A 12,440-nucleotide genomic window follows, 5' to 3' on the forward strand; every position below is an offset into this window, starting at 1 on the left:
ATGATTCAAAGTGATGATCATAAGGAATGATTGTAAGTCTGACGCCGCGTCAGGCTTCTTTTTTATAGTCCAATCCGAGGACTCGAAAAAAATAAAATATATTTTATATAAAAATGATTGATGTGTAACCGGTTACACAATATGATGATTCTTGTAAGCGTTATCAAAAGAAAGAGGTGGCGAAACATGTCGACCATCCGGGAAGTAGCGAAAGCGGCACATGTCTCCGTCGCGACGGTCTCACGCGTCATGAACGAAAAGGGTTATGTCAGTGAGAAATCGCGTAAGGCGGTGCTTCAGGCAATCAAACAATTGGATTATCGACCGAACCGGGTCGCGCGATCGTTGTTCCAAAAACGATCCGGACTGATCGGATTGATCGTTCCAGACATCACGAACCCGTTTTTCCCACAACTCGCACGAGCTGTGGAAGATATGGCACATCAACATGGTTTTCAAGTCATTTTGTGTAACACAGACGAACAGTTTCAGAAAGAACGCGAATATATCAAGTCACTCGAGGCGATGCATGTCGACGGATTGATCATCACGACGAACTACTCGAACAATCCGAACTATGAAGAACTTGAAGTGCCGGTCGTAGCCTTAGACCGTGTGTTACAAGGTGCGATTCCGACGGTGACCTCAAACGGATACGAAGGTGGGAAGAAAGCAGCTTCGTTCTTACTTGCTTCTGGTGCGACGGAGCTCGCTGTCATCAGCGGCCCTTCGAAACTCCCGACGATCAAGAAACGACGGGATGGTTTCGAAGAAATCGCCGGAACCCATCTCGTTGCAAGCATCGAGTCACCGTTCCATTTTCAAGGGGCGCTTGATGCCGCGAACTATCTGTTTGATCACTATCATTGCAACGGCATTTTTGCTGCGAGTGATGTCATTGCCGCAGCAACGGTGCAAGTCGCTGCGGAACGCGGGATCACAATTCCGGACGAGCTACAAGTGATCGGCTATGACGGGATTGAACTCGGACAAATGATTTCACCACCGTTGACGACGATTGCGCAACCGATCTATCAAATGGGAGAACTGGCGGCGAAACTCTTGATTCAGCGGATTGAAGGCACACCGATTGCCGCCGTTCATCATGAGTTGACGGTTGAGATCATCGAACGGGAAACGACGAAACGGAAGGATGAGGAAGCATGAAACAAATCAGTGTCATCGGCAGTATCTCGATGGATCTCGTCGTCGAAAGTAAACGCCGTCCAGGTGCAGGCGAAACAGTCATCGGGGATGCTTTTCATACCGTACCGGGTGGAAAGGGTGCGAACCAAGCGGTCGCAGTCGCGCGTCTCGGCAGTACGGTCGAAATGATCGGTTGCGTCGGTAGTGACGCGAACGGTGAAGCGATCCGCAAAAACTTCAAAACGCAAGGAGTGCAGACGACACACTTACAAACGATTGAAGGTGAACGGACGGGCACAGCACATATCACGCTCGCTGAAGGCGATAACTCGATCGTCGTCGTTCAGTCTGCTAATCAACATGTGCAATTTGCGGATGATACACTCGCACCGATTCTCGCAGACAGTGAAATCATCTTACTCCAGCTCGAGATTCCAATCGAAACGGTCGAGACCGTTGCTCGCGAAGCATATGCAACGGGCATTCCAGTCGTCTTGAATCCAGCACCGGCGATGTCACTCAGTCCGGAATTGATTGAACACGTCACGTACTTAACGCCAAACGAACATGAATGTGGTTTGATCTTCGGACAAGATCAACCAATCGAACATTGGCTCATGGAATATCCGAATAAATTGATCGTGACGGAAGGCAGTCGCGGCGCACGCTTCTACGACGGAGAGTCGATCGTGACAATTCCCGCAATCGAGACGACCGTCGTCGATACGACAGGAGCAGGGGATACATTCAACGGTGCCTTAGCCGTGGCGTTAACGGAAGGACAACCGCTTGTTGAGGCAATTCGTTTTGCGAACCGGGCAGCCGGCTTATCCATCCGTGCACTCGGCGCTCAAGGCGGCATGCCGACTCGGGAACAGATGGAGGGAGACGCATGAAGAAGCATGGTATCTTAAACAGTCATATCAGCAAAGTCCTGACTGATCTCGGTCATACCGATACGATCGTCATCGCCGATTGCGGCTTACCGATTCCAGATGGGGTCGCACGGATTGATTTAGCACTGGAACTCGGCACACCATCATTCCTCGACGTCGTCCGTGTCGTCGCCGGTGACATGGCGATCGAACAGCTGACACTGGCAACAGAGATCAAAGAAGCGAATCCGGACGTCCTCGAGCAACTAGAAGCCATGCAGATCGAGACGACGTTCGTCTCGCACGAGGAATTCAAGAAACAGACACAGCAGGCGAAGGTCATCATCCGGACCGGAGAAGCGACACCGTACGCGAATGTCATCTTCCATTCCGGCGTAATCTTTTAAGGGGGTCATGCGATGCGTATCGAGATGACAGGTATCAAAAAAGCATTCGGGCCTGTTCCCGTCCTCAAAGGTGTCGACTTCGAACTCGCTGCGGGTGAGATCCATGCCTTGATGGGAGAGAACGGTGCCGGGAAATCGACGCTGATGAAGATTTTGACCGGTGTCCATAAAGCGGACGCAGGTACAATCCGCGTCGATGGACAGGACATCGAATATAAGAATCCGAAGCTTGCTGAAGAAGCGGGAATCGCCTTCATCCATCAGGAACTGAACATCCTCCCGGATTTGACGGTAACGGAGAATCTGTTCCTCGGACGGGAGCTGAAGTCACGCTTCGGGGTTCTCAAGCAAGGGGAGATGAAGCGGCAGGCGGAACGTGAACTCGCCGAATTGAACGTCTTTATGGACGTCGATCAACTCGCCCGGACGTTATCGGTCGGTCAACAACAGATGATTGAAATCGCAAAAGCTCTGATGACGGACGCGAAAGTCATCATCATGGATGAACCGACAGCCGCACTGACAGAGCGGGAAATTCGTGCCTTGTTCAGCGTCGCGACGGCACTACGCAATCAAGGTGTCTCGATCGTTTATATCTCACACCGGATGGAGGAAATCTTTGAGCTTTGTGACCGGATCACGGTCTTACGGGATGGGATCTCCGTCTCAACGCACGCGATTCCCGAGACATCGTTCGAACAGATCGTCCGAGAGATGGTCGGTCGTGAGATGGGCGAACGGTATCCGGACCGTGATGTGTCGATCGGTGCGACTGTCCTTGAGGTCAAACAGGCGAGCGGAAAACGATTCGACGATGTCTCATTCTCCGTTAAGGCAGGCGAAATCATCGGCTTCTCTGGTTTGATGGGTGCCGGGCGGACGGAGGTCATGCGGGGATTGTTCGGGGTCGATCGCCTGAAAGAAGGAACGATCGAACTGAACGGACAGTCGCTGAAAATCAAGACACCGTACGACGCGATCCGCCAGGGCATTGGCTTTTTGACCGAAGATCGCAAAGGCGAAGGCTTGTTCCTCGACTTTTCACTACGTGAGAACATCTCATTGCCGACGATTCGTTCGTTATCAAAATCCGGTGTCATCAAGGATCAGGCAGAACGCGATTTCGCGGAAGGATACTTGAAGTCGCTCTCGGTCCGCCACAGCTCGATGGACCAGCCGGCAAAGTCACTGTCCGGTGGGAACCAACAGAAGGTCGTCCTCGCGAAATGGCTCGGGACACAACCGAAAGTCTTGATTCTCGACGAACCGACACGTGGTGTCGACGTCGGAGCGAAGAAAGAGATTTACCTCATCATGAACGAACTCGCTGCGGCGGGTGTCGCAATCATCATGGTCAGCTCGGACCTCCCGGAGATTCTCGGGATGAGCGACCGGGTCTACGTCATGCGCGAAGGCAAGATGAGCGGCATGTTGACACGACAGGAAGCGACGCAAGAAAGCATCATGACACTTGCGACAGGAGGACAATGATATGGAATTGATGCAAGGCAAGGTAACGGAAGCAAAACCGAGACGTCTTGGGATCGGACAAAAGCTTGGACCACTCGCAGGATTGTTCGCGATCGTCCTCGTCGTCTCGATCATGGAACCGGACTTTTTAACATTGAATAATTTATTTAACATCTTACGACAAGTCTCGATCAATGCCTTGATTGCCTTCGGGATGACGTTCGTCATTCTGACAGGTGGGATTGATTTATCGGTCGGCTCGATTCTCGCCCTCTCGTCCGCCTTCGTCGCGGGTCTGATGACGGACGGAACGTCAGCGTTGATTGCTGTTCTGGCTGGTCTGATCGTCGGAGCCGTCATGGGTGCCTTGAACGGGATGGTCATCTCGCTCGGGAAAGTCGCACCGTTCATCGCGACACTTGCGACGATGACAATCTTCCGCGGATTGACGCTCGTCTATACGGACGGGAAACCAATCACTGGTCTGAGCCAAGGTGGCTGGTTCGAATTGTTTGGACGCGGTTACTTCTGGATCTTCCCGGTACCGGTCCTGACGATGTTGATCGCCTTCGCGGTCCTCTACTTCATCTTGAAGAAGACGACGTTCGGTCGCTATACGTATGCGATCGGCGGCAACGAAGAAGCAGCGAAGTTAATGGGGATTCAAGTCAATAAAGTCAAAATCATGATCTACTCACTCTCAGGCTTGATGGCAGCACTTGCCGGCATCATCCTGACGTCCCGTCTGAACTCGGCACAGCCGACGGCGGGGACATCGTACGAACTCGACGCCATCGCGGCGGTCGTCCTTGGTGGGACGAGCCTGTCAGGTGGTCGTGGCTGGATTGTCGGTACCTTGATTGGTGCCTTGATCATCGGAACACTGAACAATGGACTCAACTTGCTAGGTGTCTCCTCGTTCTTCCAACTCGTCGTCAAAGGTTTAGTCATTCTGTTCGCGGTACTCGCGGATCGGAAACAAGTAGCGTAACCCACACTCAAAAAGGAGGATTTACAGATGAAAAAACTACTTGCAGTCGTCATGATGGCATTAATGGTCTTCGCAGCCGCCTGTTCGACGGAACAGCCAGGCAGCAGCAACGGTGAAACGAAAAAGAAGACGAAGGACTTCAAGATTGGTCTTTCGATTTCAACTCTCAACAACCCATTCTTCGTCTCGTTAAAAGAAGGGGCAGAACAAGAAGCAAAAGCACAAGGCGCAACACTTCAAGTCGCAGATGCACAAGATGATGCAGCAAAACAAGCAAGCGATATCGAAGACATGGTTCAAAAGAAAGTCGATCTCATTTTGATCAACCCAACGGATTCAGCAGCAGTTGGCGCAGCCGTCCAAACAGCAAACGATGCGAACATCCCCGTCATCACAGTTGACCGCAATGCAGAAGCAGGCGACGTCGTCGCACACATCGCGTCGGATAACGTCGCTGGTGGGAAACAAGCAGGTGAGTTCATGATCGAACTCGTCGGCGACAAAGCAAAAGTCGTGGAGCTCGAAGGGATTCCAGGAGCATCCGCAACTCGTGACCGTGGTAAAGGGTTCCATGAAGCAGTCGACGGTAAACTTGACGTCGTCGCAAAACAAGCAGCAAACTTCGACCGGGCAAAAGGCTTGTCGGTCATGGAGAACATCCTCCAAAACAACAAAGACATCAAAGCCGTCTTCGCGCACAATGACGAGATGGCACTCGGTGCGGTTGAAGCGTTAAAAGCAGCGGGTCTGAATGATGTTAAAGTCATCGGCTTCGATGCGACAGATGATGCCGTCAAAGCCGTCAAAGACGGAAAAATGGCAGGAACAATCGCTCAAAAACCGACTGAGATCGGGAAGATGGGTGTCGAGACAGCGATCAAGCACTTAAAAGGTGAAACAGTCGAGAAGAACATCCCAGTTGATCTCGAATTGATCAAACAATAAGGAGACGAGACACCTGAGTCGACGATTCAGGTGTCTCTTTTCGTCAGGCAGGAAAAAGTTCCTAAATCTATTCCTTGTTCCCGTACTTGTTTTTCTCTATAATGAAAGAAGCGTATATTACTGAAGGAGGATCATCGATGATCATTCATAACGTGGCTCTTGTCGGCCTCATCGTCGTTTCCGTTCTTCTCATCATCGTCGTTCTATTGATGTCGGGTCGTACGACCGGACTCGGAGCATTGACGGGTGGAGCAGAACAATTATTTGGTCGCCAAAAAGCTCGTGGCTTGGATGCGGTCCTAAATCGTGTGGCGTCTATCTTAGGAGCATTACTCTTCATCTTGGCGTTACTCGTCGCTTTTTATAAGTGAGCATTGAAACGACAGCCGTATGATCGCGCTGTCGTTTTTTGTATTTCTCGATATTCAATTTTTCCGGATATGGGGTATAGAGTTAGAGGGGGAATCATTTTATGAAAATCACTTTACCGAAACCATTCTTTTTCGAAGCCGGCCCACGTGCCGTTTTACTATTACACGGATTCACGGGATCGAGCGCGGATGTCCGCATCCTCGGTCGCTACTTGCAAAAACAAGGCTATACGTCCCTAGCACCACAATATAAAGGGCACGCTGCCCCACCCGAAGAGCTGACGAAGACCGGGCCAGCCGACTGGTGGCAGGATGTCCTTGCCGGATATCAAGAACTCGTCGATAAAGGTTATGACGAAATCGCCGTTTGCGGACTGTCGCTCGGTGGTGTCATGTCGCTGAAGTTATCGATGAACCGTCCGGTCAAAGCGGTCATCCCGATGTGTGCACCCGCCTACATCAAAAGTGAAGAAGTCATGTATGCAGGAGTCACCGAGTACGCACGAGAATTCAAGAAGCGAGAAGGCAAATCACAAGAAGAGATCGACCACGAGATGGCGTCCTTCGAACCGATGCCGACCTTGAAGGACTTACAGGAACTGCTGCGCGAGACACGCGATTCGCTCGAGGACGTCTACGCACCGACACTCGTCGTCCAAGCGCGCAACGATCACATGATCAACACTGACTCCGCGAACATCATCCATGATGGAGTCAGTGCCTTCCAAAAAGAGCTGATCTGGTATGAGAACTCAGGTCACGTCATTACGCTCGACAAAGAAAAAGACCAGCTCCACTCTGACATCTTGGACTTCCTGGAGTCATTGAACTGGAGCAAGTAACTGGAGGTGTCACGTTGGAATTACGTGAACGAATACTAACGGTCATCACGACGGAAGAACGTCCGTTGTCGATTGATCAATTAACGAAAAAACTAGAACTAGCGGATACGGAAGCATTCAGGGAATTGATCCGGACGCTGAACGCGATGGAAGACGAAGCGTTGATTGCCCGGACACGCTCGAACAAGTACGGAACGCTCGCGCAAATCGGTCAAGTCGCAGGGAAGATTTCCGTCCACCAACGTGGGTTCGGTTTCGTCTCACCGGAAGACGGCTCAGAAGGCGACATCTTCTTACCGGCACCGGAACTGAAGAACGTCTATAACGGCGACCGTGTCCTCGTCAAAGTGTTTGCCGAGTCAAACGGCGGCGACCGTCGTGAAGGGAAACTGCTCAAGATTCTCTCACGCGGACCAGCCGATTTCGTCGGAACGTTCGTCAGTCCAAAAGGACGGATCGAATCGATCGCTTACATCGAACCGGATGATACGAAGCTGACGTTCTTACCGGTCGTTGCGAACGACGATACACTCGGTGCCGTCGATGGCCATAAAGTCCTCGCTCGGATCACGAAGTATCCTGACGGTCGCTACGCCGGAACGGCGAAAGTCTTGAAAATCATCGGTCACAAGAATGACCCAGGCGTCGACATCTTGTCGATCGTCCATAAGCACGGGATCAACGTCGACTTCTCACCGGAAGCGATTGCTGAGGCGAATGCCGTGCCGGATCAAATCGATGAGAAGGATTTAGTTGGACGCGTTGATCTACGGAACGAATTGACGGTGACAATTGACGGGGCGGACGCCAAAGACCTCGATGATGCGGTTCACGTTAAGAAATTAGCGAACGGCAACTTCGAGCTTGGTGTCCACATCGCCGACGTCTCGCATTACGTCAAAGAAGATTCAGCACTCGACGAAGAAGCGCGTGAGCGCGGAACGAGTGTCTATCTCGTTGACCGCGTCATTCCGATGATTCCGCACCGTCTATCGAACGGGATTTGTTCGCTCAACCCGCACGTCGATCGCCTGACGCTCAGCTGTATCATGGAAATCGATGCGAACGGGGCTGTCGTCAACCATGAAATCTTCCAGAGTGTCATCAAGACGACAGAACGGATGACGTACACGGACGTCCGGAAAATCGTCGAACGCGAAGACGAAGAAGTGATCGCGAAGTACCAAGATCTCGTCGAGTACTTCGACAAGATGGCGGAACTCGCAGCAATCCTCCGTGAACGCCGCTCACGTCGTGGGGCGATTAACTTCGACTTCCCAGAAGCGAAGGTTCTCGTCAACGAAGAAGGTAAGACGAGTGAGATCATCCTCCGCGAACGGTCGGTCGCTGAGAAGCTGATCGAAGAGTTCATGCTCGCAGCGAACGAAACGGTCGCGGAGCACATCCAGCGTCAAAAACTGCCGTTCATGTACCGGATCCACGATGAGCCAAAAGCTGAACGTCTCGATACGTTCTTCAAGTTCATCGGTAACTTCGGCATCAACGTCGAACGCAAGGGTGAGTCGGTTGCACCGAAAACGTTGCAATCGATCCTCAACGCCGTCGAAGGCGAGCCGGAAGAAGCCGTCGTCAGTACGGTCATGCTCCGTTCGCTCCAACAAGCGAAATACGACATCGAACCGATTGGCCACTTCGGTCTGTCGACGGACTACTACACGCACTTCACGTCACCGATCCGTCGTTACCCAGACTTAATGGTTCACCGTCTGTTGCGTGAATATGTCATCTACAATGACAAGTCGCAGAAGACGCAAGACCGTTACTCGGAAATCTTACCGGAAATCGCTGACCATTCGTCGAAACGCGAGCGTCGCGCCGTTGACGCGGAGCGGGAAACGAACGCGTTGAAGAAAGCCGAGTATATGGAGCAACACATCGGTGAAACATTCGAAGGTGTCGTCAGTGGTGTGACGAACTTCGGAATGTTCGTCGAATTGCCGAACACGATCGAAGGACTCGTTCACATCCAAGCGATGACGGATGACTTCTACCGTTACGATGAAGCGAACTACCAGCTGATCGGTGAGCGGACGAAGCAACAGTTCCGGATCGGCGATGTCGTCGAGATCAAGGTCACGAACGTCAACATCGATGAACGGACGATCGACTTCAACGTTGTCGGAATGCCAGAGCGGCAACCGAAGAAACGGTTCGAGTCGAAGACGATCCGTTCAAGTGGTGGACGTCCGGGACAAAAACGCGACGACAAGAAGAAAGACGAACGTCGTGGCAAGAAACGGTCGGGTAAGAGCGACCAAAGCAAGGGAAAAGGATTCTCGTTAAAGAATAAGAAGGATAAACCGCCATTCCATAAGGCGGTCTCGAATAAGAAACGGAAGCGCAAATAAGCGCTTCCGCATCGGAAATGTGGTGAACGAACATGCCAAAGGGAACAGATTCGAAAGTCTTAGCGAACAACAAACGGGCCTCGTTCGATTATGCGATCGAGGATACGATTGAAGCCGGTCTTGTCTTGACGGGAACGGAGATCAAATCGGTCCGTAAAGGAAAAATCAGCATCGGGGACGCGTTCGTCCGGTTCGACGGGGGAGAGGCGATTCTCTGGAACTCGAACATCGCCCACTTCGAACAGGGGAACCGATACAACCATGAGCAACTCCGTCCGCGGAAACTGCTGTTGCACAAGAAACAGATCGCGAACTTGATCGGGGCGGTCTCACGGGACGGCTATACGATCGTACCGCTGAAAGTCTATATCAAGAATGGATACGCGAAATGCTTGATCGGACTCGGACGCGGGAAGAAGAAATTCGATAAACGTGACGACCTGAAGAAGAAGGATGCGAAGCGTGATATCGAGCGAGCACTGCGCGATAAGCAAAAGTATTGAACCCGTAACACTTTTCTGCTAGAATATTAGTATTCGGAAAGCCCCAATTTTATATCTTGGGGACGTTACGGATTCGACGGGGGTAGTTCGGTCTTCTGTGGCGTGTCGAGGGGTCGGCCTCGTTAAAACGCACCAGCCATAACTGGCAAAACTAACACACAACTCGCAGCAGCGTAATAGCAACTGCGGATCCTAGCAGCTGTCGCCTGGTCGGCTGATTTCTAGGGTCTCACTTTAAACAGGCTACGCTTGGACCCTTCCGTCTGGAGGGAAAGAGAAGAGATGGAATCAGACTGGTCGGACGGACGCCTGTCAATTGGCAGCCTGACGACGAGATCCCAATAAATTGACTACACACGTAGAAGCTTAAGTATACGATGCCTTCGGACGTGGGTTCGACTCCCACCGTCTCCATACGACGAAATCAGTGGATTTCAAAAAAAGTACTTGAATCTCATTAAATGGGTTCAAGTACTTTTTAGTATAAAAAACTATTTATAAATATTAGAAATAAAATAAAAAATTAATAAGGAGAACAAAATATGGAATTTGGTCAAACAATTAAAATGTTTTTAATTGATGGTAATTCTGATGGCAGATTAACGTGTGAGTTGTCAAATTGGACTGGTCTCGCTTATAGAATTCCACGTACTGAAGTTAAAAAATGTAGTGATCGCCCTAATTTAAATTCAACTGGAATTTATATGTTGTTCGGTCGAAACGAAGAAGATGAAGAAGCAGTTTATATTGGTGAGGCTGAAGAAGTGTATAATCGTCTTCAAGATCATTTACGTGAAAAAGATTTTTGGAATGAAGTGATTGTGTTTATTAGTAAAGATGAGAACTTGAATAAAGCACATATTAAATATTTAGAGAACAAATTGTATCATAAAGCAAAAAAAGCAAACCGTTATAAAGTCGTAAACGGTAATATTCCCCCGATGCCTTCTATCTCTGAAGCAGATCGTGCTGAAATGAATACTTTTGGTAAGAATGTTGAAATGTTGGTAAATATGTTAGGACATAAATTATTCTCAGAAGTTCAAAAGAATATCGATACTGAGAATGAGAACGTTCTATACTTAAAAGGCACAAGAGGTGCCGACAGTATGGGGGCTCAAACATCAGAAGGGTTCGTTGTTTTTAAAAATTCTAAAATTGCGTCAGAAGTTGTCAATTCATTCTCGGAACGATTGAAAGTTAAAAGAAAAGAATTAATTGACTCTAATAAAGTTCAAATAATTGATGGAGAATACATAGTAATCGAAGACTTATTGTTTTCAAGTCCTTCGTTAGCAGCTGATATTGTGACGGGCAGAAGTGCCAACGGATTAGTCGAATGGAAAAATAAACATGGAGTTATTTTAAAGAATTTATCTTAATTTTTACTTTCTATAATGTTGGAATAGAGTAAAAATAGGCTGTAATATTGTAAAAAAAGGAGCTGACACCTATGATAAGACGCGCCACGTTGATGGACGGAAAAGCCTTATCGGACTTAATGCGACGCATTGATCGGGAAACGAAATATATGTTGTATGAACCGGAGGAACGTGTCCTGTCAACGGAACAGGCCGAGGCGTTCATCGAGAAGTTTGGTCAGGCTGCGAACTCGGATATCTTCGTCGTGGACGTCGACGAGCAACTCGTCGGGTATGTGCTCGTCGTTGGTGGTGAACCGAGTCGAATCCGACACCGCGCGAATCTTGTCATCGGCTTGCTTGATGCCTATACGGGTCGTGGTCTTGGTGCGGGTCTACTTGAGGCAGTCGATGCGTTTGCCATTGAAGCAGGGCTCATCCGACTCGAGTTGACGGTTCGCAAGGATAACTTGCGGGCAATCGAGCTCTATCATAAGTTTGGCTTTAACATCGAAGGGACACGGATTGCGTCGCTCTTCATCGATGGGGAATACGTTGATGAACTGGCGATGTCGAAAATCTATACGACCGAAGAATCCTAAAAAAGATGCTCCGTGGACTTATCTCTGAAAAGAGACGAGACCATGAGCATCTTTTTTTATGGTGATATCTTTTGTTGTTCGAAGTCGATCTCCAGAACATTTTTCGCATAATCCTTACCCCAGTCGTACATCGCATCTAAAATCGGCATTAAGCTATGACCGTGTGGCGTCAACGAATATTCGACCTTCGGTGGTACGACCGGGTAGACTTCCCGGTGAATGATGTGGTGGTCTTCGAGTTCCCGCAGTTGATTGACGAGCATCCGTTGTGTGATCCCGGGCATCAGACTTTTTAGTTCCCCGAAGCGTTTTGTCCCTTCCTTGCCTAAGTGCCAAAGAATAAGCATCTTCCATTTGCCCCCGATGATCGAGAGGGTCAATTCCTTCTCACAGTTAAACTGACGGTCTTCAAAATGTGGCATCGTTCCACCTCCTGTTACAGTATAGTCTTTCTTCCGATCGACAGTATACTTTTCTGCACTATGTATGAAAAACCGCACTATGTAAATTAAAAGTGCGTACTTCTCAAGAATGCTCCTGCGGATTATATTTAGTCGT

General features: G+C 49.7%; 13 protein-coding genes and 1 other RNA gene. 13 read left to right on the forward strand and 1 reads right to left on the reverse strand.

Annotated features, from left to right (window positions below):
• The first annotated feature begins 186 nt into the window (after positions 1-186).
• The 13 genes from F8N00_RS10540 (at position 187) to F8N00_RS10600 (ending at position 11,882) form a co-directional block, all read left to right on the forward strand.
• Positions 187-1,167: a LacI family DNA-binding transcriptional regulator gene (locus tag F8N00_RS10540; protein WP_035396314.1), complete on the forward strand. Its 981-nt coding sequence runs from the start codon at positions 187-189 to the stop codon at positions 1,165-1,167.
• The gene (gene rbsK, locus F8N00_RS10545; RefSeq protein WP_058713320.1) at positions 1,164-2,042 is read left to right on the forward strand and encodes a ribokinase; all 879 of its coding nucleotides are present in this window, start codon (positions 1,164-1,166) and stop codon (positions 2,040-2,042) included. The genes F8N00_RS10540 and rbsK overlap by 4 nt, the downstream gene beginning before the upstream one ends.
• Complete coding sequence (gene rbsD / locus F8N00_RS10550; RefSeq protein WP_214807627.1) at positions 2,039-2,428, forward strand: D-ribose pyranase; 390 nt, start codon at positions 2,039-2,041, stop codon at positions 2,426-2,428. Before rbsK ends, rbsD begins: the two co-directional genes overlap by 4 nt.
• Before the next feature lie 12 nt (positions 2,429-2,440).
• Positions 2,441-3,919: a sugar ABC transporter ATP-binding protein gene (locus tag F8N00_RS10555; RefSeq protein ID WP_421018183.1), complete on the forward strand. Its 1,479-nt coding sequence runs from the start codon at positions 2,441-2,443 to the stop codon at positions 3,917-3,919.
• A gap of 1 nt (position 3,920) precedes the next feature.
• The gene (rbsC, locus tag F8N00_RS10560; RefSeq protein WP_421018184.1) at positions 3,921-4,889 is read left to right on the forward strand and encodes a ribose ABC transporter permease; all 969 of its coding nucleotides are present in this window, start codon (positions 3,921-3,923) and stop codon (positions 4,887-4,889) included.
• 27 nt (positions 4,890-4,916) lie between these two features.
• Positions 4,917-5,834: a ribose ABC transporter substrate-binding protein RbsB gene (gene rbsB / locus F8N00_RS10565; RefSeq protein WP_069940920.1), complete on the forward strand. Its 918-nt coding sequence runs from the start codon at positions 4,917-4,919 to the stop codon at positions 5,832-5,834.
• A 137-nt stretch (positions 5,835-5,971) separates the two neighbouring features.
• Positions 5,972-6,205 (forward strand): preprotein translocase subunit SecG, encoded by a 234-nt coding sequence (gene secG, locus F8N00_RS10570; RefSeq protein WP_023469201.1) that lies wholly within the window; start codon positions 5,972-5,974, stop codon positions 6,203-6,205.
• 101 nt (positions 6,206-6,306) lie between these two features.
• Entirely contained in the window at positions 6,307-7,047 is a 741-nt protein-coding gene (locus tag F8N00_RS10575; protein ID WP_023469200.1) for an alpha/beta hydrolase, read from the forward strand.
• Positions 7,048-7,061: 14 nt separating this feature from the next.
• Positions 7,062-9,416, forward strand: a complete 2,355-nt coding sequence (rnr, locus tag F8N00_RS10580; RefSeq protein WP_421018185.1) for a ribonuclease R — start codon at positions 7,062-7,064, stop codon at positions 9,414-9,416.
• A gap of 32 nt (positions 9,417-9,448) precedes the next feature.
• Positions 9,449-9,919 (forward strand): SsrA-binding protein SmpB, encoded by a 471-nt coding sequence (gene smpB, locus F8N00_RS10585; RefSeq protein WP_023469198.1) that lies wholly within the window; start codon positions 9,449-9,451, stop codon positions 9,917-9,919.
• 58 nt (positions 9,920-9,977) lie between these two features.
• Positions 9,978-10,336: a transfer-messenger RNA gene (ssrA, locus tag F8N00_RS10590) on the forward strand.
• 125 nt (positions 10,337-10,461) lie between these two features.
• Positions 10,462-11,301, forward strand: a complete 840-nt coding sequence (locus F8N00_RS10595) for a GIY-YIG nuclease family protein (RefSeq protein ID WP_035396329.1) — start codon at positions 10,462-10,464, stop codon at positions 11,299-11,301.
• 71 nt (positions 11,302-11,372) lie between these two features.
• Positions 11,373-11,882 (forward strand): GNAT family N-acetyltransferase, encoded by a 510-nt coding sequence (locus tag F8N00_RS10600; RefSeq protein ID WP_023469196.1) that lies wholly within the window; start codon positions 11,373-11,375, stop codon positions 11,880-11,882.
• A 56-nt stretch (positions 11,883-11,938) separates the two neighbouring features.
• Here F8N00_RS10600 and F8N00_RS10605 read toward each other — a convergent pair whose 3' ends face one another.
• Entirely contained in the window at positions 11,939-12,304 is a 366-nt protein-coding gene (locus F8N00_RS10605; protein ID WP_029342458.1) for a winged helix-turn-helix transcriptional regulator, read from the reverse strand.
• Positions 12,305-12,440: the final 136 nt, after the last annotated feature.

This window comes from Exiguobacterium sp. A1_3_1, assembly GCF_048985645.1.
GTDB classification, from domain to species: domain Bacteria; phylum Bacillota; class Bacilli; order Exiguobacteriales; family Exiguobacteriaceae; genus Exiguobacterium_A; species Exiguobacterium_A indicum.

Bases quoted from the DNA above. Each gene is read 5' to 3' on its own strand.
- F8N00_RS10540 (WP_035396314.1), top strand. From the start codon at position 187: ATGTCGACCATCCGGGAAGTAGCGAAAGCGGCACATGTCTCCGTCGCG.
- rbsK (WP_058713320.1), top strand. From the start codon at position 1,164: ATGAAACAAATCAGTGTCATCGGCAGTATCTCGATGGATCTCGTCGTC.
- rbsD (WP_214807627.1), top strand. From the start codon at position 2,039: ATGAAGAAGCATGGTATCTTAAACAGTCATATCAGCAAAGTCCTGACT.
- F8N00_RS10555 (WP_421018183.1), top strand. From the start codon at position 2,441: ATGCGTATCGAGATGACAGGTATCAAAAAAGCATTCGGGCCTGTTCCC.
- rbsC (WP_421018184.1), top strand. From the start codon at position 3,921: ATGGAATTGATGCAAGGCAAGGTAACGGAAGCAAAACCGAGACGTCTT.
- rbsB (WP_069940920.1), top strand. From the start codon at position 4,917: ATGAAAAAACTACTTGCAGTCGTCATGATGGCATTAATGGTCTTCGCA.
- secG (WP_023469201.1), top strand. From the start codon at position 5,972: ATGATCATTCATAACGTGGCTCTTGTCGGCCTCATCGTCGTTTCCGTT.
- F8N00_RS10575 (WP_023469200.1), top strand. From the start codon at position 6,307: ATGAAAATCACTTTACCGAAACCATTCTTTTTCGAAGCCGGCCCACGT.
- smpB (WP_023469198.1), top strand. From the start codon at position 9,449: ATGCCAAAGGGAACAGATTCGAAAGTCTTAGCGAACAACAAACGGGCC.
- F8N00_RS10595 (WP_035396329.1), top strand. From the start codon at position 10,462: ATGGAATTTGGTCAAACAATTAAAATGTTTTTAATTGATGGTAATTCT.
- F8N00_RS10600 (WP_023469196.1), top strand. From the start codon at position 11,373: ATGATAAGACGCGCCACGTTGATGGACGGAAAAGCCTTATCGGACTTA.
- F8N00_RS10605 (WP_029342458.1), bottom strand. From the start codon at position 12,304: ATGCCACATTTTGAAGACCGTCAGTTTAACTGTGAGAAGGAATTGACC.